Consider the following 20443-nt stretch of genomic DNA (forward strand, 5'->3'; position numbering starts at 1 on the left):
CCGGGTCCACAGGGCCGCGAGGTAGACCAGGCTCTGGTCGACGGGTTCAGTAGATCGAGGCCGGTCAGCTTCTGGATCCGCTTGATGCGGTAAAGCAGGGCGTTGCGGTGGACAACCAATTCTGCGGCCGGCTTCGTCGGCGAACACGACCAGCATTTGCAGCCGCCCGAGCATCGCCCGAACGGAACTGCTCGGGTTGGGAAGACCAGTTGTACGCGCACGGCAACGAGCTGTGTGCATGTGCGCAACTCGGCGGGCGATATTGGGCCGCTGGCAGTTGTGCTTTCGCGCGGCGCGGCTGACGATAGGCAATGTCCAGAGCCAATCCCCGCGCGACGATCCTCCGAACACATCGAGCCCGGACAGACAGGACCCGCCATGAGCACCGTTAGGCAAGCAACCATCGACCTGTTTCGATCGCACGGTCTGACCACGTGGTTCGGCAACCCCGGTTCATCGGAGCTGACCCTGTTGGAGGACTTTCCGGATGATTTCCGTTACCTGCTGGGCCTGCAGGAGATGGTGCCGGCGGGAATGGCCGACGCCTATTCGCAGATCACCGGCCGCCCCGCTGTCGTGAATCTGCACACCGCGCCGGGCATGGGCAACGCCCAGGGCGCGCTGTACAACGCATTCGTCAACAAAACCCCGCTGATCGTCACGGCGGGAAACCAGCGCCGCTTCATGCAAAACCAGTACTGCCTGCTGACCAACATCGAAGCCACCACGGTGCCAAAGCCTTTCGTGAAATGGGCGGCCGAACCGGCGATCGCCAGCGAGACCCCTGCCGTCCTCGCCCATGCCATCCACCTGGCGACCACACCGCCGACGGGCCCGGTGTTCGTCTCCTTGCCGATGGACGACCTGCAAGCAGAACTCGATGACACCCAGGCCGCCGACATCGCCGCGGTGTCCGCCCGGAAAGTGACCCACGCCGTTGGATTTCCAGCGGATCTCGCCGATCAGATCTCCGCGCGCTTGGAAGCCGCGGCCGCACCGGCGTTGATCGTGGGTGGCGATGTCGAGCGCTACGGCGCATGGGACGCGGTCATCGGATTGGCCGAACGCACCCGATCGATGGTGTGGACGGCCCCGCTGACCGGGTGGAGCGGGTTCCCCGAGAACCACCCGCTGTATCAGGGCATGCTCCCCCCGGGTGCGGGCTGGATCTCCCAAGCATTGACCGGACGCGATCTGATTCTGGTGATCGGGGCGCCGGTATTCCGGTACTACCCCAAGGTTCCCGGCCCCTATCTGCCGCCGGGTGCAGACCTGATCCACATCACCAATGACCCCGACGAAGCCGCCCGCGCACCGGTCGGGGACGCGATAATCGCCGACCTGCGCAGCGCCGCGGAGGCCCTGCTCGCCGCGGCCACACCAAGCCGGCGGCCCGCCCCGCCGCCGCGTGCGCTGATCCCCGACGTCGAGCACGCCGAGGCACCCCTCAAGCCGGAGACGCTGTGGGCGGCCGTCGGGCGCGCCGCACCGCCGGAGACGCTCTGGGTCAGCGAGGCCGGCAGCAACGAGTTGGCGATCACCACCGGTATCCGGCCCGGCAAGCCGTTCTCCCACTTGTCGGCGGCCGGCGGCGGGCTCGGCTTCGGGTTGCCCGCCTCCGTTGGCGCTCAACTCGCCGCCCCCGACCGCCCCGTCGTGGCGTTGATGGGGGACGGCTCCATGCACTATGCGATCACCGCGTTGTGGACGGCGGCGCGGTACCGCATCCCGGTCACCATCGTGGTCGCATCCAATGGCGAATACGGCGTGCTCAAAGAATTCGGCAAGTGGGAGAAAACGGCCGGGGTACCCGGCCTGGACCTACCCGGGCTGAACGTCGTGGCCACCGCCGCCAGCTACGGCGTCGACGCTCACGAAGCACGCACCACCGACGAGGTCATCGAACTGGTGGAATCCGGCATCGCCGACCGCGAGCGACCCACCCTCATCAACGCGCGCACCATCCCCGTTGACGCCTGAATCCATTGGGGCGGCACGGAATTCGGCGTCGCGCTGGCCCCTTATTTCAGGCAGCCGCCCGCGTCGACGGGCAGGGTCACGCCGGTGACGTAGCGGGACTCGTCGGAGGCGAGGAACAGCACCGCGTTGCTGATGTCTTCGGGCTCCACCCACGGAATCGGCAGGGTGTGGAACATCTGGCAGATCGGCGCCATGTCGTCGGGGCCCGGATTCTCCAGATCCGGGCGGAACATCCTGAACGTCCCCTCGTTGTGCAGCATGGGTGTCCGCACGTGGGTGGGATGCACGGAGTTGACGCGAATCATGTGCTGGCCCAACTCAACCGCGAAGGCGCGCATGAGCCCCACCACACCGTGTTTGGCCGCGACGTAATGGCCGGTATGCGGGTAGGCCTTGAGCCCGCCGACCGAGCTGGTCAACACGATCGACCCCCCGCGGCCGCCGGCCAGGATATGCGGGACACCGGCTTTCACGGTTTTCCACACGCCCGACAGGTTGACGTCGATCATTTCCGTCCAGTCCTCTTCGCTGGTTTTGTCCAGCGTCGCACCGCCGTTGCCGATGCCCGCGTTGGCCACGATGATGTCCAGCCGGCCCAGCTGCCCCACACCGCTGTCCACGGCGGCCTTCAGCGCGTCATAGTCACGCACATCGACCTCGGCCGTGAAGATCCTGCGGTTGTGGCCCTTGACGAGGTCGGCGGTCTCGGCCAGATCCTCCGGCGTCGACGCCGGGATCGCCGTGTTCCCGACGATGCCCTCGCGGATGGGCTTGCAGATGTCGACGGCGATGATGTCGGCGCCTTCTTGCGCCAACCGCACCGCGTGGCTGCGGCCCTGACCGCGCGCCGCCCCGGTGATGAAAGCGACCTTGCCCTCGACACGTCCAGTCATGGCTACCTCAATTCGTTGATCGGCGCGCCTCAGCGGAGAACGGCCGGCATTGTCTCCCATCCCCGCACGGTGGAAGTGGGGGAGAGCCTCGCTTCGGTAAGGTCGACGTCCCACTCGGGGAAGCGCCTCAAGATCTCCTCGAGCGCGATGCGGCCCTCGAGCCGAGCCAGCGCCGACCCGAGGCAGTAGTGGGTACCGACGCTGAACGTCAGGTGTTGGTGTGGTTCGCGGCGGATGTCGAAAACGTCTCCGTCTGGCGGGAATTGGCGGTGATCGCGGTTGGCCGCACCGATGAGCATCATCATCACGCTGCCCGCGGGCACGCGCTGGCCGTAGTACTCGACGTCACGGGTGACATAGCGGGCGACGTGCGGTGCGGGCGGTTCGAAACGCAGCAATTCCTCGATGGCCGCGGGGATCAGCGACCGGTCCGCCGCCAGCTCACGCCGCTGGTCCGGGTGCTCGGCCAGCACCTTGCCAGCCCATCCGATCAACCGCGTGGTGGTCTCGTTGCCCGCGCCGGACACCACGCTGATATAGATCAAGAGTTCGTCGCGGCGGAGCCGGCGGACGGTCCCGGTCTCGTCCTCGAACTCGGCGTGCAGCAGTTCGGTCATGATGTCGTCGGAGGGATGCTCGGCCCGCCAGTCGATGAACTGGCCGAAAAACTCGCCGTCCATCATGTTTTCGGCCGTGGCGTCCATCGGTTTGCCGGCTTCGGTACGCAAATTCGCGTTGGCGCGATCGCGCGCGGCCTCCTGGTATTCCTCGGGGATGCCCAGCAGCATCCCGATCACCCGCATCGGCATCTGCGCCCCAAGGTCGGCGACGAAGTCGAACCGGTCGGTGCCGACCAGCGGATCCAAACTGCGAGCACAGAATTCGCGGATCTTCGGCTCGAGGTCGTTGATCTTGCGCGGCGTGAACATCCGGGACAGCAACTTGCGGTGGACGTCGTGGATCGGCGGATCCTCGAACAACAGCACGCCCGGCGGAATGGCGATGTTGGCCTTGATCAGCTCGAGTATCGCGCCCTTCGCCGAGCTGAAGGTCTGGAAATCGACCAGCGCGCCGTCGATGTCGTCGAACCGGCTCAGCGCGTAGAAGTCATGCGCCTCGTTGTAGTACAGCGGCGACTCCTCGCGCAGCCGCCGAAACATCGGGTAGGGGTCAGCGTTCAGCCCCACGTCGTAGGGATCAAAGTAGATTTCGCTGGCCGCGCTGACTGTCACGGGTAATCGCCTCTCGCCGGACCGCGTTCCCCCAGAACCGCGGGTCGTGCCGCATGTGAACTCTGTCATCACCCACCAACGGGTGTCAACGACGAATCCGTTTTGGCTATTTGCGATTCTAAATTCTAGAGAATCCGATTCTCACGGGGCAAATGGCGTGCGCTATTTGCTCAGTACTCTCGTGGCGACCCGGGCGTGCTAGCCGACGAATCCGCGTGAGCAGAAGTCCCACACCTCGTCGGCGGTGATGGGATGGACCGTCGCGTCATCGGAGCCGCCGCTGGACTGCGCGATGAACATGACCGTCTGCATGGTCATGGCGGCCACCCGCTTGGGATTGACGCCGGCGCGCAACTCGCCGGCGCCGTCGGCGGCTTCCATCAGCTCGGTGAGCAACGCCAGCAGCGGCGCGTGGGCGACCTTGACCTCGGCGGGATGCGTGACCAGCAACCGCGGCGCAAAGTCGGTGAACAGCGGCCGCTTGGCCGTTGGGTCGGGGCGCGAAGCCTCGTACAACAGCTCGACGGCGACTTTCAGCCGCTGCAGCGGATCGGTGTGGCTTTCCGTGGCGGCGCGGATCTGGTCGGCGGACCGGCTCAGCGCGTCCTCGAACAGCGCGAGCAGCAGCTCGTGTTTGCCGTCGAACTGCAAGTAGAAGCTCCGCAACGACTGGCGCGACCGATCCACGACCTCCTGGACGGTAAAGTCGGTGCTGCCCTTCTCGATGATGATCGCCTGCGCGGCGTCGAGGAAACGCTGAACACGTTGCGCGGCACGCAGTTTCGCGGTCTTGATGGAGCGCTCGACGGCGCGCTGCTTCCAGGCCGGCTCTTCGCTTGGGCTGGTCACGGGCGGCTCAGTCGATTGCCGCGTGGGAAGAACATGGTTGGACTCTACCGGAGAACGCCGTGCCATAGCTGTGCCCGACCCCTTCACGCAGCCCGTGTCCGAGATTGTAACTTTCTCATGACGAGAATAGTATTCTCTTACACGTGTGTATGGAAGCGCAATCGCAAGAGCGGAACGCGTCGTCTCGCCGGGGGGAAGTGCAGTGCAGCTGACCTTTGACGCCGACGTCGAGGCGTTCCGCGCCGAACTCGTGGCTTTCCTGGACGCGCATCTGCCCCCCGAGGCCGAGGCGGTCGAGCGGCCGCGGTCCAGTTCGCACGTCCCGGCGTGGGCCCGCCGCTGGCAACGGCTGCTGTTCGACAGCGGTTGGCTGCTGCCCGGCAACCCGCCGGAATTCGGTGGGCGCAACGCCACGCTGTTGCAGCAATACGTGTACCTGGAGGAGCTGGGGCGGCGGCGCATCTATCAAAGCTTCAATCCGCAGGGCGTGAGCATCATCGCGGCGTCGTTGTTGACGTTTGGCACGCCGGAGCAGAAGCGGCGATGGGCGGTGCCGATACTGCGGGCCGAGATCACCGCCTCGCTGGGGATGAGCGAGCCCGGGGCGGGATCGGATCTGGCGTCGCTGAAAACACGGGCGGTGCTTGACGGCGACCACTTCGTGGTCAACGGGCAGAAGGTATGGACGTCGGGTGCCCACGACGCCGATGTGCTGTTGACGTTCGTCCGCACCGACCCGGACAGGCCAAAGCACAAGGGCATCAGCGCGTTAATGATCCCGACCGACACCCCCGGCGTGGTGTGCCGCCCGTTCGCGTCCATGTGCGACGGCGATGAGCTCGACTTCAACGAGGTCTTCTTCACCGACGCGCGCGTGCCGGCCGAGAACCTGGTCGGTGAGCTCAACAACGGCTGGCGGGTGGCAACGGGTTCCCTGGGCCACGAACGCATCATGCTGTGGATGGGATATGTCGACTTATTGCACGAGCTGACCGTCGATTTCACGCCTTCCGGATCACTTGAGCGGGATCGCTACGCCACCCTGGTGATGGACTCCTACGCGCTGCGGCTGCTGGGGTCGGCGGCCCTGGCGCGCGCCGCTCGCGGGGAGGAGGACGTTCCCGCCCAATCGGTGCTCAAGCTCCTCGGTTCCGAAGCCCTGCAACGCGCCGCCGAGGACGCGCTGAACGCCGCGGGCGCCGACGGGCTCGTCTACCGCGCGGTCACCGCACCGTTCGCCCCGTTGAACCTGGATAGCCACTACCGCAGCTGGTTCGATCGATACGCGCGCAGCTTCGCCGCGACCATCGCCGGCGGCACCTCCGAGATCCAGCGCAACATCATCGCCGAACGAGTGCTCGGCATGCCGCGCACTTAGCCCACGCTCGTTCGGGCGTCCAACCAGGCGTAGTAGCCGATCCCGACGAGCCCAGCCACGATCGACACCGCCCCTAACGCGATGCCGGCCAACGCGGTTCGGGGATTGTTTGCTTCGCCGCGCTGCACCCGCCGGCGGGCGATATCGCCGGTTATCACCGCCGCTATGCCGAATGGCACCCCGATCAGAAGCCAGCATGTGAAGAGTGAGACCAGGCCCAAGATCAACGAAGCGACGCCGAACTCGTTTCGGGGTGCATCGGGCTGACCCATCAGACGAGTCTACGTGGAGGTCGGCGTGGGTTGTCCGTCCGGCCCCTTCTGCTAAAGATTCCCCTGTGTCATAAGAATCCTGGGCCATACCGATGTGCCCATCTCATAGCGACTCTTCGGCGCGGCCCCACGCGGTCGCGTGCAGTCCCAGCGATTGTCGCGCAGAGGTGGGCAAAGAGCCACCACCGGCCTCCTGGTGACCCAAGTGACGGATGGGGCGAAAGCCGACCGCTACAGCTCGGCCAGCCGAGGCGCAGATCCCTTGGCGCGCAGCAGGCCTCCGGCCTCACGGGTAAGTTCCCGTGCGCCACCCAGCAGACCGTCCAGCATCAGCGACCGTTTGACGTGGCGGTGCAGCGGGTGCTCGGCGGTGAAGCCGATGCCGGCCAGCACCTGCTGGCAGTGTCGCGCGGTGGTCAGGGCCGCCTGGCCGGCCGCCGCCTTGGCCAGCAGGGAGGCCAGGCCGTCGTCGTCTGGCCGCGCGCCGGCGACGTCCAAGGTCGCCTCGGCACCCTCGATCGCGACGAGCGACTCGGCCAGCCGGTGCCGGACCGCCTGAAACGAGCTGATGCGCCGGCCGAATTGAACGCGATCCACGGCATGCTGACGTGCCAGCGACAGCATCGCCCGGCTGGTCCCGATCAGCCACCAACCCAGTGCCCGCCGTCCCGCACTCAGCGCGGCCGATGACAACGGATCGCCCTGTCGCACAGGGTGTATCGGAAGCTCGTCGTCGAGCGCCGAGCTGGGGCCGTCCCCGCGCTCCCACGCCACCGACGCGCCACCCGCGAACGGCAGCGGCAGCGTGCCCCCCGGTGTGGCTCCGGCCGCGCACAGCACCACGTCGTTGAGCACGGGTGCGTGCGCTCCGGTCTCACCAAGCAACCGGAACACCAAAGGAACTGCCGTGCTAGGCATTTCGTACAACATGTCATACCATCCCAGGTCGGACAGCGCCGCGTCGAGCTTGGCGCCCGAAGCCGCGCTCATGATGGCGCGCAACGAGTCGGCCAGCATCTGCAATGCCCCGGAATCCACGGCTCACTCCTTCCCCAGGTCGAGCAGCCGGCGGGCGATGATGTTGCGCTGAATCTCCGCGGTGCCGCCATAGATGGTCGCCGCGCGCGAGTACAGGTACTCCGGTCGCCACGGTGTGTCTTCGAGCTCGAGAGCCCCCGGCAGCAGATCGCGGACGGTGTCGTAGAGCCGTTGTTCGGCGGTGGACAGCAGCACCTTGTCGATGGAGGTCTCCGGACCGAGCCGCTCTCCGTTGCCCAACCGGTGCTGGGTGCCGCGGGACCGGCATCGCAACGTGTGAAGCGCAAGATACGCAGCGCCAAGCGCGAATTCATCGACCTCGTGGGCTTCCGTGAGGAGTCCGTCGAACCGTGAGTAGAGGTAGGCGATCCGCTGCCAGAAGCAGGTGGAGCGCTCATAGGGCAGCAGGTCCATCGCGAGGCGCCAGCCGTCCCCGGGCCGGCCGAGCATCCGGCTCGCGGGGACCACCACGTCGTCGTAGTGCACCTCGCAGAATTCGTCCACCCCGTGCATCGTGCGCAGCGGCCGGATGGTGATGCCCGGCGTGTCCAGGTCGACGAAGAACGCGGTGATGCCGTCATGGCCCGCGGCCGTGCGGGTGAGCAGGACGCATCGCGTGGAGAACTGCGCGAAGCTGGTCCAAACCTTCTGCCCGTTGACAATCCAGTTGTCCCCCCGGGGCGTCGCGCGGGTGGACAGCGAGGCCAGGTCGCTGCCGGACCCCGGTTCGGAAAATCCCTGGCACCATTGCTCGCGGCCGCTCAGCAGCCGCGGCACCATTTCCGCGGCGAGTTCCGGTGGGGCGTAATCGATCATGGTGGGCGCGAGCACCTCGACCATCGAATAGGGGCCCGGCTCGGCCAGCCTGCGGCCCACCACCTCCTCGCCGACGATCGCGCGAAGCGCCGCGGGCCCACCCAATCCGCCGACCTCGACGGGCCAGCCGTACCGCATCCAATCGGCGTCGTAGAGCGCGCGGTGGACTCGGGCGAGCTGCCGCATCTGGCCCTGCAGCGAGTGGTCGGGTCCGGGCGTCAGGTCGTGGTCGTCGAGCCACGCACGCAGATCGGCCCGGAACTGGGCGACATTCACGGGGCGGGACGGCCTACGGCGTGCGGGCGGCCCGAGTCGTGCGCGCCGCTGCGGCGGATGAACGTCATGGCGCGGGTCTTCAGCCGCCAGCCGTCGGCGGTGCGGGCGTAGGTGTCGCGGTAGTAGCCGATCCGCATGTCGTGGGTGGCGTGCTCGATGAAGCACAACGGTTGGGTGCCGCTCGCCGAATCGCCGTCGATGTCGACCGCCGCGGTTCCGGTGAGAAACAAGCCCTTTGGCGCGGCGGCCACCAGCTCCGGGAACCTGTCCAGGCCGTAGGTGTCGCCGAAGGCGCTGTAGGTTCCGTCGGGTGTGAAGACGGCCAGCAGGCCGTCGATGTCTTCCTGGGTGATGGTGACCGCGTAGCGGGCGAGCAGCTGCTGGATCTCGACGAGATCGTCAGTTCTGGTCGACATAGACCTTGCCGCCTTTCATGACGAAACCGACGTGCTGGGCAACGGTGATGTCGTCCAACGGGTTTCCTGGTACCGCGATGATATCCGCGAGCTGGCCCCGCGCGAGCCGTCCCCGGTCGTCCGCGTTGATCAGCTCGGCGGCGGTCACCGTGGCCGCCCGCAGCACCGCCAGTGGCGGCAATCCCCATTCGACAAGGGTGACGAGCTCATCGGCGTTGCGGCCGTGCGGTATCGCGGGGGCATCGGTGCCGACCGCGATCTTCACACCGGCCTCGTGGGCGGCCAGTATCGAGGCGCGCGATCGCGGGAACATCTCGGCGGCCTTGGCCTGCAGCTCGGGCGGGGCGTGTGACACGTCCATGCCCTCCGCCAGGCGCCGGGTGGATACCAAAAACGTGCCGTGCTCGACCATCGCCGCGATCGCCCCGTCGTCGATCAGGAAGCCGTGCTCGATGCAATCGATGCCGGCGGCCACGGCGTGCTTGACCGCCTCGGCGCCGTGCGTGTGCGCCGCCACGCGCAGGCCACGCCGGTGCGCCTCATCGACGATCGCGCGCAGTTCCTCGTCCGAATAGTGCTGCGCGCCAGGGGGGCCCGTCAGCGACATCACCCCGCCCGAGCAGCAGACCTTGATCAACTGCGCGCCGTGTTTGATCTGGTAGCGCACCGCCTTGCGGATCTCGTCGATCCCGTTGGCGATGCCCTCCTCGACCGTCAGCTCCAGCACGTGCGGCGCGAACGCGGCGAACATCGTCGGATCCAGATGCCCGCCGGTGGGTGTGATGGCATGGCCGGCCGGCACCACCCGCGGCCCGTCGATCCAGCCCGCGTCGATGGCCCTGCCCAGCGCGACATCGAGCAGGTAGCCGCCCGTCTTGACGAACAACCCGAGGTTGCGCACCGTGGTGAACCCGGCGCGCAGCGTGCGGCGGGCATTGCCGACCGCGCGCAGCACCCGCGTCGGCGGGTCATCCTGTACCTGGGACAGGCCGGGCTTCTCGCCGCGCCCGCCCATGAGCAGGTTGACCTCCATGTCCATCAGCCCGGGCAACAGGATCTGATCGCCGAGATCGATCAGCTTGCCCTCAACGCCGCCGCCGACATCGGCGATCTGGTCGCCCTCGATGTGCAGGATGCCCGGCGACCGGATCTCGCCGGCTTCGACGTCGAGCAGCCCGGCGGCCTTGAGCGTCAACACTTCCTAGATCACCGGCTCTTTGATCAGCTTCACCCAGGCCGCGCCGCTGTCGGGGACCCGCGGCTGCTTCCACGCCTCGATCGGAAACGACACCATGACCAGCGACTGCATCAGGTGCATGAGCGTTCGTGCGTCCTCGGGCAGATCGTCGAGTGGGAACTTGTCGCAGTAGGCGATCACGTCGTTCAGACGGGGAAATGCCGCGTCGTAGAACGCCTGCATCTCGGTCATCGTCGAGGCCAGCCGCTTCGCATAGCGTTCGGGTTCGGTGGCCAGGTCCCAATCCAAATACGGCTCCAGGTCGGCGAATTCAGACGGTAGCGCCATTGTTGGCGTACTCCTTTACAAAGTCACCGGTCACCTTGTGCAGGTGGCGGAGCAGGATTTCCTGATCGCACAGCGGAAAGTCCCGAACGACCCGGGTGCCGATCATCGTCTGCGTCGCTTCCAACGTGTTGGCGTCCTGCAACGCGTACTCCTTGAACGTCACCGCGGCGAGCTCATGGGCCAACCGCTCCCGCGCGTTTCTCGGTGGGACGAAATACAGCGTGCACTCGAAGATGTGCTTGTCGACGGCGGTCGGCCAGTAGTGATAGGTGAGGAACCAGCCTGGCTCCCAGATCAACAGCATGAAGTTCGGGTAGAAGTGCCACGAGTCGATGCCCCACTGCTTGACTTTCTTCGGGTTGACGCCCGGCGGCAGCTGATCGAGATTGGCGATGACGTCGGGCTTGTCCCAAGGTCCGAACAAGCCGCTGCGCAGCACCCGGTCCATGGGCTTGACCATCTTCATGTCCGCGGGCGGCGCCTGACCGCCCCAGGTCGAGATCATCCCATGCGGGCTGGCCAGCTCGTAGTGCAGCGCCTCGAAGCCGTACTTCATGATCTTGGCGGCTTCTTCCTTGGTGTACTGGCCTTGGTGGAGCACCGGCGCGTGGTAGAACTCGGCGAACGCGTCGATGAACAGCTTCCAGTTGCTGCCGACCTCCGCCCGGTAGGAGTAGGACTCGGTCATCTCGCCGAAGGGGTAGCCCTCGATGCCCTTGGCCAGCGGTCCGAGGTAGTCGACGAGCGGCATCGCGTCTCGGTCTAAGTTGACGAAGACGAACCCCTCCCACACCTCGCAGCGGACGGGCACGAGTCCGTACTGACCCTTGTCGACGTCGAAGAACTCGTCTTCCTGCTGGATGAAGGTCAGATCGCCGTCCAGGCTGTAGCGCCAGGCGTGGTACTTGCAGGTGAATTGCCGGCAGGTGCCCGACGTCTCCTCGTGCGGATAGTCGTTCCACACCAACTTGTTTCCGCGGTGGCGGCAGACGTTGTGATACGCCTTGACCGACCCATCTTTGGTCTTGACGACGATCACCGACATGCCCTTGCCGGCCGACGGCAGCTCCTTGGTGAAGTAGCTGCCGGTGCGCGGCAGCCGCTCGACCCGGCCGACGTTGAGCCACGTCCGCTTGAAGATGGCCTCGCGCTCGGCTTCGAAGAAGGCTGGGTCGATCGAGTCGGTGTAATCGACCGGCGCGGTGCCCAGTTCGGGATAGTTTTCTGTCCAGCTTCCCGCGGCTGGTTTCGCGAAGTGGGGCAAGGCTCTTACCTCTCTACCTCTTCTAGTTCTATGCCAAAGGTGTTGAAAGCCATGGCCAGCAGCGTGTAGCAGCCGACCGTGAAGACGAAGTCCATCCGCTGCCGGTCGTCCAGTCGCTCGCCGAGGGCGGCCCAGGTCTCGTCGGACAGCTGGGATTTCTCGTCGAGCTCGTCGACTCCGGCGAGCACGGCACGCTCGAACGCATCGAGGTCGCCGGCGTTACCGTCCCCGGGCCGGCGAACCGCGGCGATCTCGTCGTCGCGTAATCCGGCCTCCTTGGCCAGGGCAACGTGATGGGTCCATTCGTACGCACAGTCGCGGCGATGCGCGACCCGCAGGATGGCCAGTTCGCGGATGCGCGGCGGCAGCGTCGACGAATAGAGGAGGTGGACGTTGAACCGGAGAAATGCCTTGGCCAGCGCCGGGTGGTTGGCCAACGTCGAAAGCGCGTTGCCGGCGTCGCGCGGGTTGCGGCGTTCCGCGGGCAACATGCCCGACAGCGACCGCTGGACAGCCTCGTCCCACTCCTCGGCGGGCAGCGGCCGCAGGCGCATCCGCGGTCTCCTCTCGGCGTCCTCCCGATCACCTCTCGGTGAGAGAGAATCAGATTCTCATTTCTCAGCAATAGACTTGCACGATTCGGTCGGCTGGTCAATGCCGGTGGGTACGGTGCCTACCACCGGCCCGCGCAGGTCGGACGCCCGGTATAGGCGGGCAATGTGACTCGTCGCCGGGCCCGCCTCCCGGCCCGGGGGGCTCGGCATGGCCGTCCTGGATGTTGATTCTCGCTTGGCGAGAAGATAGTTTTCACATTAGTGATCTTGTCGCAAGGCAGCGGTTCGCCGAGGCTGTGTGGGAGCGGAATCGAAGAGATGGACCCGAGGGAAGGGCAACGGCCATGAACAAAGAAGACATGATCCTGATCAGTGTCGACGACCACACCGTCGAGCCGCCGGACATGTTCAAGAACCATCTGCCGAAGAAGTACCTCGACGACGCGCCCCGGCTGGTGCACAACGCCGACGGCTCGGACATGTGGAAGTTCCGCGACACGGTGATCCCCAACGTGGCGCTCAACGCGGTCGCCGGCCGGCCGAAGGAGGAGTACGGCATCGAGCCAACCGGGCTCGACGAGATCCGGCCGGGTTGCTACAACGTCGACGAGCGCGTCAAGGACATGAACGCCGGTGGCATCCTGGCTTCGATCTGCTTCCCGTCCTTCCCGGGTTTCGCCGGGCGGCTGTTCGCCACTGACGACCACGATTTCTCGATCGCGCTGGTGCAGGCCTACAACGACTGGCACATCGACGAGTGGTGCGGCGCCTACCCGGCGCGATTCATCCCGATGGCGATCCCGGTGATCTGGGACGCCGAGGAGTGCGCCGCCGAGGTGCGCCGGGTGTCGAAGAAGGGTGTGCATGCGCTGACGTTCACCGAGAACCCGGCCGCGATGGGGTACCCCAGCTTTCACAACGAGTACTGGAACCCGCTGTGGAAAGCGTTGTGCGACACCAACACCGTGATGAACGTGCACATCGGATCCTCGGGCCGGCTCGCGATCACCGCGCCGGACGCGCCGATGGACGTGATGATCACCCTGCAGCCGATGAACATCGTGCAGGCCGCGGCGGACCTGCTGTGGTCGCGGCCGATCAAGGAGTACCCGGACCTGAAGATCGCGCTCTCCGAGGGCGGAACCGGCTGGATTCCCTACTTCCTGGAGCGCGCCGACCGGACCTTCGAGATGCACTCCGCGTGGACGCACCAGGACTTCAAGGGCAAGCTGCCCAGCGAGGTTTTCCGCGACCACTTCCTGACCTGCTTCATCAGCGACAAGGTTGGCGTGGCGCTGCGCAACATGATCGGCATCGACAACATTTGTTGGGAGGCCGACTACCCGCACAGCGACTCGATGTGGCCGGGGGCGCCCGAGGAGCTGTGGGACGTGCTGTCGTTGAACAACGTTCCCGACGACGAGATCAACAAGATGACCTACGAGAACGCCATGCGTTGGTACTCGTTCGATCCGTTCACCCACATTTCGCGCGAACAGGCGGCCGTGGGTGCGCTGCGCAAGGCCGCCGAGGGGCACGACGTGTCCATAAAGGCGCAGGGCCACGAAAAGGACAGTCGAGGTGGCTCGTCTTTCGCGGATTTCGCGGCGAACGCGAAAGCCCTTACCGGCAACAAGGACTGAGGCGCGCCGGTGCCCGGCGAGCAGTCGCAGAATCGCATTGTTCGGGCGGCAATCATGCGATTCTGCGACTGCTCGCGGTGAGGAAAGGTGCGGCGGCATGGATTTCGAGCTGACCGATGATCAGGAGCTGATCCGTCGGTCGGTCGCGGAGCTGGCGCGGAAGTTCGACGATCAGTACTGGATGGAAAAGGACCAGGCGCACGAGTTTCCGACGGAGTTCTACCGCGCCATAGCCGACGGCGGCTGGCTGGGCATGACGATCCCCACCGAGTACGGCGGCCACGGCCTCGGCATCACCGAAGCCACCATCCTGCTCGAGGAGGTCGCCAAATCCGGCGCCGCCATGAACGGTGCCAGCGCGATCCACCTGTCGATCTTCGGCATGCAACCGGTGGTCGTGCACGGCTCCGACGAACTCAAGGCCCGCACGCTGCCCTCGGTGGCGACCGGTGAGGTGCACGTCTGCTTCGGGGTGACCGAACCCGGTGCGGGGCTGGACACGTCGCGCATCACGACGTTCGCCAAGCGCGACGGCGATCGCTACGTCGTCAACGGCCGCAAGGTGTGGATCTCCAAAGCCATGGAGTCCGACAAGATCCTGCTGCTGACCCGCACCCAAAGCTATGAGGAAGTCACCAAGAAGACCGACGGGATGACGCTGTTCCTCACCGACCTCGACCGCAACCGGGTCGACGTCCGCCCGATCCGCAAGATGGGCCGCAACGCCGTCAGCTCCAACGAGCTGTTCATCGACAACCTGGAGGTGCCGGTCGAGGATCGAGTCGGCGAGGAAGGCAAGGGATTTCACTACATCCTCGACGGCCTGAACCCGGAGCGGATGCTGATCGCCGCCGAGGCGCTGGGCATCGGCCGGGTGGCGCTGGACAAGGCGGTGAAGTATGCCAACGATCGCGAGGTTTTCGGCCGGCCGATCGGCATGAACCAGGGCATCCAGTTCCCGCTCGCCGACTCGTTGGCCCGGCTGGACGCCGCCGAGCTGATGCTGCGCAAGGCCACCTGGCTCTACGACAACGGCAAACCCTGTGGGCGCGAAGCGAATACGGCCAAATACCTGTGCGCCGATGCCGGCTTTACCGCGGCGGACCGGGCGTTGCAAACCCATGGCGGCATGGGCTACGCGGAGGAGTATCACGTGGCGCGCTACTTCCGCGAGGCCCGGCTGATGAAGATCGCGCCGATCAGCCAGGAGATGATCCTGAACTTCCTGGGGACCCATGCCTTGAAATTGCCGAGGAGCTACTGATGACCGATCCGCTGTTCGACCTCGCCTGACCGTGACCGACGGGCCCGCGCTGCTGTCGGAGGACCGCGACGGTGTGCGCACGCTGACGCTGAACCGCCCCCGCCGCAAGAACGCGATCAACCCGGAGCTGTGGCTGGCGTTGCGGGACGCGCTCAACGAGGCCGGTCGTGACCGCGCCGTGCGCGCGCTCGTGATCACCGGTGCGGGCGGGAGCTTCTGCTCGGGCGCCGACATCTCGGTCCCCGACGACGTCCACCCGAAATACAAGCTGCAGCGCTTGACCGACGTGGCGCTCGCGTTGCACGAGCTCCCCATTCCGACCGTCGCCAAGGTGACCGGGGTCGCCGTCGGCGCCGGATGGAATCTGGCGCTGGGGTGCGACCTGGTGGTCGCGACGCCGGAATCGACGTTCTCCCAGATCTTTTCCAGGCGGGGCCTGTCGATCGACCTCGGCGGTTCCTGGCTGTTGCCGAAACTCGTTGGCCTGCAACAAGCCAAGCGGCTCGCGCTGCTCGCCGAGACCATCGACGCCGCCGAGGCCCACGCGCTCAACCTGGTGACCTGGGTGGTGGCCGCCGCCGAGATCGACGCGTTCGTCGACGACCTCACCGGCCGGCTGGCGGCCGGTCCGCCGATCGCGCTCGCCCAGACCAAGGCCCTGCTGAACGAGGGCGCCGACCGCACCCTGCGCGACGCGCTGGCCGGCGAGGCCCGCGCCCAGGCGGTCAATTTCGCGACGGCCGACGCGGCGGCCGCCTATGCCGCCTTCGCGCAGCGGCGGGAGCCGTCGTTTACTGGTCGCTGGGCGCTATCGAGATCTGACCAACAATCGGAGTAAACATGCGGGAGACAGTCATCGTCGAGGCGGTACGCACGGCGGTCGGGAAACGCAACGGCGGGTTGTCCGGCATGCACGCCGCCGACCTGTCCGCGGTCGTCCTCAACGAACTGCTGGAACGCGCCGGTGTCGGCCCGGAAATCGTCGACGACGTGATCTGGGGATGCGTATCGCAGGTCGGCGACCAGTCCAGCAACATCGGGCGCTACGCGGTGCTGGCCGCGGGCTGGCCGGAGACCATCCCTGGTACCACCGTCAACCGGGCGTGCGGTTCCAGCCAGCAGGCGCTCGATTTCGCGGTGCACGCGGTGATGTCGGGCCAGCAAGACGTCGTGGTGGCCGGCGGCGTCGAGGTGATGAGCCGCGTTCCGCTCGGCGCGGCCCGGGCGACCGGGATGCCGTATGGCCCGAAAGTCCTTGCGCGCTACGACGATTTCTCCTTCAACCAGGGCCTGTCGGCGGAGATGATCGCCAAGAAGTGGGGGCTTTCCCGCGCCCGGCTCGACGAATACTCGGTTCGGTCCCACGAACGCGCCGCCGCGGCCCAGGACGGCGGCGCCTTCACCGACCAGATCGTCCCGGTGTTCACCGGCGAGGGCGACGTCGTCGTCGCGGACGAGGGCGTGCGGCGGGGGACCAGCGTCGAAAGGCTGGCCGGGCTCAAGCCCGCGTTCGTCGACGACGGCGTAATCCACGCCGGCAATTCCTCGCAGATCTCCGACGGTGCGGCCGCGCTGCTGGTGACCACGGCGGAGATGGCGCTCGGGCTGGGATTGACGCCGCTGGTGCGCTACCGCGCCGGCGCGGTCACCGGGGCGGATCCGATCCTGATGCTCACCGGTCCGATTCCGGCAACCGAGAAGGTGCTGAAGAAGGCAGGCGTCTCGCTCTCGGAGGTGGGCGTCTTCGAGGTCAACGAGGCCTTCGCCCCGGTCCCGCTGGCCTGGCTGTCCGAAACCGGAGCGGACCTGCGTCGCCTGAATCCGCTGGGCGGTGCCATCGCCCTGGGACACCCGTTGGGCGCTTCCGGCGCCGTGCTGATGACGCGCATGGCACACCACATGCGCGACAACGGCATTCGTTTCGGCCTGCAGACCATGTGCGAGGGCGGCGGCACGGCGAACGCCACGCTGGTCGAGCTCGTCTCGTAACGAGGCCGAACACGGCCTAACTGAGACCCTTGTCACAGCGGGCCAAACCGACCTACTGTGTGTTCACTAGGTTCGTTTTCAGAATCGGCACAAGGGAGCCCGGTGGCCATCGCGCGGCGATACGACACGCTTCTCGCCAAGGGGGAGGACCGCAAGCAGCGGATCCTCGACGTCGCGCAACGCCTGCTCACCCGCAACGGCTGGCGCAACACCACGCTCGCCCAGATTGCCGGCGAAGCCGGGGTCACCCCCGCGGGCCTGCTGCATCACTTCGAATCCAAGGAGCAGCTGCTGCACGCGGTGCTGGACGCGCGTGACCTCGACGACGACTCGCATGCCGACCGGGCCGGCGATCTCCTCGTCGAGATCGCCCGGGTCGCCGAGCGCTTCAACCGGGCGCCCGAAATGGTGGGCACGTTCACCGTGCTGCTGGTCGAAAGCATCCTCCCCGACGCCCCGCTGCACGATCGCATGCTGTCCAGGCAGCGGGAGGCGATCGACATCGTCGCCGAGCTGATCCGGCACGGTCAGGCCGACGGCCGCTACCGCGCCGACATAGACCCCGCCGTCAAGGCGGTAGAAATTCTCGCCTTCGTCCACGGAATGGAAACGATATGGTTGCTCGACCCTTCGATACCGCTGACCGATGCGTTCAAGGAGTACGCGGAGGCGCTGGCACGGGACTTCGCGCCCCGCAGGACGCGCAAGAAGACATGAGGTATCGGCTCGACGTCGTCGCCGCCGGCGTCGCCGACGTGGTGCGGTTCGCCGGTGGATGGCTCTTCGATCGGGCGATGGCGGGATGGGACGTCACCGTGCTGCTGACCGACCTGCCCGGCCACCCCGACGATCGGCCGCTGCAGATCCTCGGGGCCCAGGTGCTCGACCTCGAGCACGCCCTGGCCTCGGTGGGATCACGGCCCCGGCCCCAGGCCCTGGCGGCCGCGGCGGATCTCTTCGGATGCGACCCGCGGGTGCGGCGCGGCGTGTTGCAGGCCCTCGATCGGGGCGTCACGGAGGTCACGCTGTGGGGCGAAACCTGGCCGGCCGAGCTGGATGACAGCGTTGGACTGGTCCAACACCGGCTGAGCATGGCCGCGCAGACGTTCAAGGCCCAGGCGCTGGCGGCCGCCGTGAATGCCGGCGGGGCGCCGGGCGGCCCGATCGGCCACACCGAGACCTTCCGGAGCGGCCTGCTGGCATGGCCGTCGGTCGCCGCCGACCTGGTCCCTGCCAGCTGACGGCGCCGCATCGGCAACCTTCGTCGGTTCCGAACCCCCCGACGGCACCGAACCCTCGTTGACGACCACCATCCCCTATGGAAATGTAATACTCATCTGCGAGAGGCGAGTTCTCACTAGCCGAGATTCAAGGAGCAGGAGATGGTGAACGACTTCACCGAGATGGACTTCTTCCGCGACGGTCGGCTCGTCGAGAACCCGTACCCCTACTACGAGGCTCTCCGGCAACGGTGCCCCGTGACCCGGGAAAACCACCACGGGGTCACCATGGTGACCGGCTGGGACGAGGCCGTCGGCGTGTTGAGCGACGCGGACACGTTCTCGTCGTGCATCTCGGTGACCGGCCCGTTTCCCGGCTTTCCCGTCCCGCTCGAGGGCGACGACGTGACCGAGCTGATCGAGCGGCACCGCGACGAGCTGCCGTTCAGCGACCAGCTGCCGACCCTCGACCCGCCGACACACACCAATCACCGCGCCCTGCTGATGCGGCTGATCACGCCGAAGCGCCTCAAGGAGAACGAGGACGCCATGTGGGTGCTCGCCGACCGGGCGCTCGACCCGTTCCTCGCGCCCGGCGAGGGCGAATTCATCAAGGGCTTCGCGGGCCCCTTCACGCTGCTGGTCATCGCCGACCTGCTGGGCGTCCCCGAGGAGGATCGCGATCAGTTCGTCAAGAACATCCGCGAGCACTCGGGCGGCGGCGTCGGGGGCACCGGCAGGGAATCGTTGGCGCACAACCCGCTGGAATTCCTCTACGGAACCTTCGCCGACTACGTCCGGGACCGCCGCCGCGAACCGCGCGACGACGTGCTGACCGGCCTGGCCACCGCGACGTTCCCGGACGGCTCCATTCCCGACGTCGACGACGTGGCGCGGGTGGCCTGCAACGTGTTTTCCGCGGGGCAGGAAACCACCGTGCGGCTGCTGGGCGCCGCGTTGCAGACCATCGGCGAGCGCCCCGACATCCAGCGGCGGTTGCGCAAGGACCGCAGCCTGATTCCCAACTTCATCGAAGAGGCGCTGCGCATCGAGAGCCCCGTCAAGGGCGACTTCCGCTTGAATCGGGTGCCCGTCAACGTCGGCGGTGTCGAGCTTCCCGCGGGCAGCACCGTGATGGTTCTGCAGGCCGCCGCCAACCGCGATCCGCGCCGGTTCGACGACCCGGCCAGCTTCGACCCGGCCCGCAAGAATGCGCGGCAGCACCTCTCGTTCGGGCGGGGCATCCACAGCTGCCCGGGCGCGCCGCTGGCGCGTGCCGAAACCCGGGTGGCGATCGAGCGGATGCTCGACCGGACGTCGGACATCAGGATCAACGAGCGCGTTCACGGCCCGGCCAATGACCGCCGCTACCACTACGTTCCGACGTACATCCTGCGTGGCCTGACCGAACTGCACCTGGAGTTCACCCCGGCATGAAAGTCTCGGTCGACGACCAGCGCTGTCGCGGTCACGGCGTGTGCGTCACGCTGTGCCCCGAAGTGTTCGGTCTGACCGACGACGGCTATGCGGTGGCGATAGCGTCCGATGTGCCAACGGAATTGGAGAAGGCGACCCAAGAGGCCATCGAATGCTGCCCCGAACAGGCCATCAGCGAGACCGAACACGGCCGGTGGCCGATCGCTACTCCGTGATCGAGATCGCCTGCCGCGGGCACTGACGGACGGCCTCGCGCACCTGGGCCTCGTTCTCCTGGGTGACCTCGGGTTGCAGGACGGTCAGCATGTCGTCGTCTCCCAGATGAAACACCTCCGGGATGATGCCCATGCATACCCCGTTGCTCTCGCAAAGGTCCCAATCGACTTCGATCCTCATT

General features: G+C 66.7%; 22 protein-coding genes and 1 pseudogene. 10 read left to right on the forward strand and 13 right to left on the reverse strand.

Translation table 11 applies throughout. From position 1 onward, the window contains the following. Positions 1–41: 41 nt before the first annotated feature. A pseudogene (locus G6N25_RS24185) lies at positions 42–404 on the reverse strand (helix-turn-helix domain-containing protein); the annotation flags it as partial. Between G6N25_RS24185 and mdlC the strand changes: the two are divergent. After that, entirely contained in the window at positions 379–1980 is a 1602-nt protein-coding gene (mdlC, locus tag G6N25_RS13610; protein WP_083072172.1) for a benzoylformate decarboxylase, read from the forward strand. The pseudogene G6N25_RS24185 and the gene mdlC overlap by 26 nt on opposite strands. Before the next feature lie 41 nt (positions 1981–2021). On the opposite strand, the gene G6N25_RS13615 is transcribed toward mdlC, so the two are convergent. The 3 genes from G6N25_RS13615 to G6N25_RS13625 form a co-directional block, all read right to left on the reverse strand. Next, the gene (locus G6N25_RS13615) at positions 2022–2873 is read right to left on the reverse strand and encodes a mycofactocin-coupled SDR family oxidoreductase (protein WP_083072171.1); all 852 of its coding nucleotides are present in this window, start codon (positions 2871–2873) and stop codon (positions 2022–2024) included. Between the two features lie 29 nt (positions 2874–2902). Beyond that, the gene (locus G6N25_RS13620; RefSeq protein ID WP_083072170.1) at positions 2903–4105 is read right to left on the reverse strand and encodes a cytochrome P450; all 1203 of its coding nucleotides are present in this window, start codon (positions 4103–4105) and stop codon (positions 2903–2905) included. Positions 4106–4303: 198 nt separating this feature from the next. Then, on the reverse strand, positions 4304–4954 hold the full coding sequence (locus G6N25_RS13625; RefSeq protein ID WP_083072169.1) for a TetR/AcrR family transcriptional regulator: 651 nt from the start codon (positions 4952–4954) through the stop codon (positions 4304–4306). Positions 4955–5156: 202 nt separating this feature from the next. On the opposite strand from G6N25_RS13625, the gene G6N25_RS13630 reads away from it, so the two are divergent. After that, positions 5157–6332 (forward strand): acyl-CoA dehydrogenase family protein, encoded by a 1176-nt coding sequence (locus G6N25_RS13630; RefSeq protein ID WP_083072168.1) that lies wholly within the window; start codon positions 5157–5159, stop codon positions 6330–6332. Here the strand turns inward: G6N25_RS13630 and G6N25_RS13635 are convergent. The 8 genes from G6N25_RS13635 to G6N25_RS13670 all read right to left on the reverse strand — a co-directional run bounded on the left by G6N25_RS13635 (position 6329) and on the right by G6N25_RS13670 (position 12493). Further along, on the reverse strand, positions 6329–6604 hold the full coding sequence (locus tag G6N25_RS13635; RefSeq protein WP_083072167.1) for a DUF4190 domain-containing protein: 276 nt from the start codon (positions 6602–6604) through the stop codon (positions 6329–6331). The genes G6N25_RS13630 and G6N25_RS13635 overlap by 4 nt on opposite strands. Positions 6605–6835: 231 nt before the next feature. Next, positions 6836–7621, reverse strand: a complete 786-nt coding sequence (locus tag G6N25_RS13640; RefSeq protein WP_083072371.1) for an acyl-CoA dehydrogenase family protein — start codon at positions 7619–7621, stop codon at positions 6836–6838. Positions 7622–7645: 24 nt separating this feature from the next. Further along, positions 7646–8734 carry an acyl-CoA dehydrogenase family protein gene (locus G6N25_RS13645; RefSeq protein WP_083072166.1) on the reverse strand — a complete coding sequence of 363 codons (1089 nt, stop codon included), beginning with the start codon at positions 8732–8734 and terminating at the stop codon, positions 7646–7648. Continuing rightward, positions 8731–9150 carry a nuclear transport factor 2 family protein gene (locus G6N25_RS13650; protein WP_071509751.1) on the reverse strand — a complete coding sequence of 140 codons (420 nt, stop codon included), beginning with the start codon at positions 9148–9150 and terminating at the stop codon, positions 8731–8733. The genes G6N25_RS13645 and G6N25_RS13650 overlap by 4 nt, the downstream gene beginning before the upstream one ends. Beyond that, a complete protein-coding gene (locus G6N25_RS13655; protein ID WP_083072165.1) occupies positions 9134–10348 on the reverse strand; it encodes a metal-dependent hydrolase family protein in 1215 nt (404 codons plus the stop codon). Before G6N25_RS13655 ends, G6N25_RS13650 begins: the two co-directional genes overlap by 17 nt. 3 nt (positions 10349–10351) lie before the next feature. Continuing rightward, the gene (locus tag G6N25_RS13660; protein ID WP_083072164.1) at positions 10352–10675 is read right to left on the reverse strand and encodes a hypothetical protein; all 324 of its coding nucleotides are present in this window, start codon (positions 10673–10675) and stop codon (positions 10352–10354) included. Further along, positions 10659–11939, reverse strand: coding sequence for an aromatic ring-hydroxylating oxygenase subunit alpha (locus G6N25_RS13665; protein WP_083072163.1), 1281 nt, complete (start codon positions 11937–11939; stop codon positions 10659–10661). Before G6N25_RS13665 ends, G6N25_RS13660 begins: the two co-directional genes overlap by 17 nt. Before the next feature lie 5 nt (positions 11940–11944). Continuing rightward, positions 11945–12493, reverse strand: coding sequence for a carboxymuconolactone decarboxylase family protein (locus G6N25_RS13670; RefSeq protein ID WP_083072162.1), 549 nt, complete (start codon positions 12491–12493; stop codon positions 11945–11947). 344 nt (positions 12494–12837) lie between these two features. On the opposite strand from G6N25_RS13670, the gene G6N25_RS13675 reads away from it, so the two are divergent. The 8 genes from G6N25_RS13675 (at position 12838) to G6N25_RS13710 (ending at position 20261) form a co-directional block, all read left to right on the forward strand. After that, a complete protein-coding gene (locus G6N25_RS13675) occupies positions 12838–14136 on the forward strand; it encodes an amidohydrolase family protein (protein ID WP_083072161.1) in 1299 nt (432 codons plus the stop codon). A 97-nt stretch (positions 14137–14233) separates the two neighbouring features. Further along, positions 14234–15400 carry an acyl-CoA dehydrogenase family protein gene (locus G6N25_RS13680; RefSeq protein ID WP_083072160.1) on the forward strand — a complete coding sequence of 389 codons (1167 nt, stop codon included), beginning with the start codon at positions 14234–14236 and terminating at the stop codon, positions 15398–15400. Between the two features lie 25 nt (positions 15401–15425). Then, on the forward strand, positions 15426–16238 hold the full coding sequence (locus G6N25_RS13685) for an enoyl-CoA hydratase/isomerase family protein (RefSeq protein WP_083072159.1): 813 nt from the start codon (positions 15426–15428) through the stop codon (positions 16236–16238). Between the two features lie 2 nt (positions 16239–16240). Then, on the forward strand, positions 16241–17389 hold the full coding sequence (locus tag G6N25_RS13690) for a thiolase family protein (protein ID WP_083072158.1): 1149 nt from the start codon (positions 16241–16243) through the stop codon (positions 17387–17389). Positions 17390–17491: 102 nt separating this feature from the next. Beyond that, a complete protein-coding gene (locus G6N25_RS13695) occupies positions 17492–18106 on the forward strand; it encodes a TetR/AcrR family transcriptional regulator (protein ID WP_083072157.1) in 615 nt (204 codons plus the stop codon). Beyond that, positions 18103–18630, forward strand: a complete 528-nt coding sequence (locus G6N25_RS13700; protein ID WP_083072156.1) for a hypothetical protein — start codon at positions 18103–18105, stop codon at positions 18628–18630. The genes G6N25_RS13695 and G6N25_RS13700 overlap by 4 nt, the downstream gene beginning before the upstream one ends. A 141-nt stretch (positions 18631–18771) precedes the next feature. Further along, positions 18772–20046, forward strand: coding sequence for a cytochrome P450 (locus tag G6N25_RS13705; protein ID WP_083072155.1), 1275 nt, complete (start codon positions 18772–18774; stop codon positions 20044–20046). After that, positions 20043–20261: a ferredoxin gene (locus G6N25_RS13710; RefSeq protein ID WP_083072154.1), complete on the forward strand. Its 219-nt coding sequence runs from the start codon at positions 20043–20045 to the stop codon at positions 20259–20261. The genes G6N25_RS13705 and G6N25_RS13710 overlap by 4 nt, the downstream gene beginning before the upstream one ends. Here the strand turns inward: G6N25_RS13710 and G6N25_RS13715 are convergent. Beyond that, positions 20251–20442 (reverse strand): ferredoxin, encoded by a 192-nt coding sequence (locus G6N25_RS13715; RefSeq protein WP_083072153.1) that lies wholly within the window; start codon positions 20440–20442, stop codon positions 20251–20253. The genes G6N25_RS13710 and G6N25_RS13715 overlap by 11 nt on opposite strands. Position 20443: the final 1 nt, after the last annotated feature.

This window comes from Mycobacterium heidelbergense (assembly GCF_010730745.1).
Taxonomy (GTDB): domain Bacteria; phylum Actinomycetota; class Actinomycetes; order Mycobacteriales; family Mycobacteriaceae; genus Mycobacterium; species Mycobacterium heidelbergense.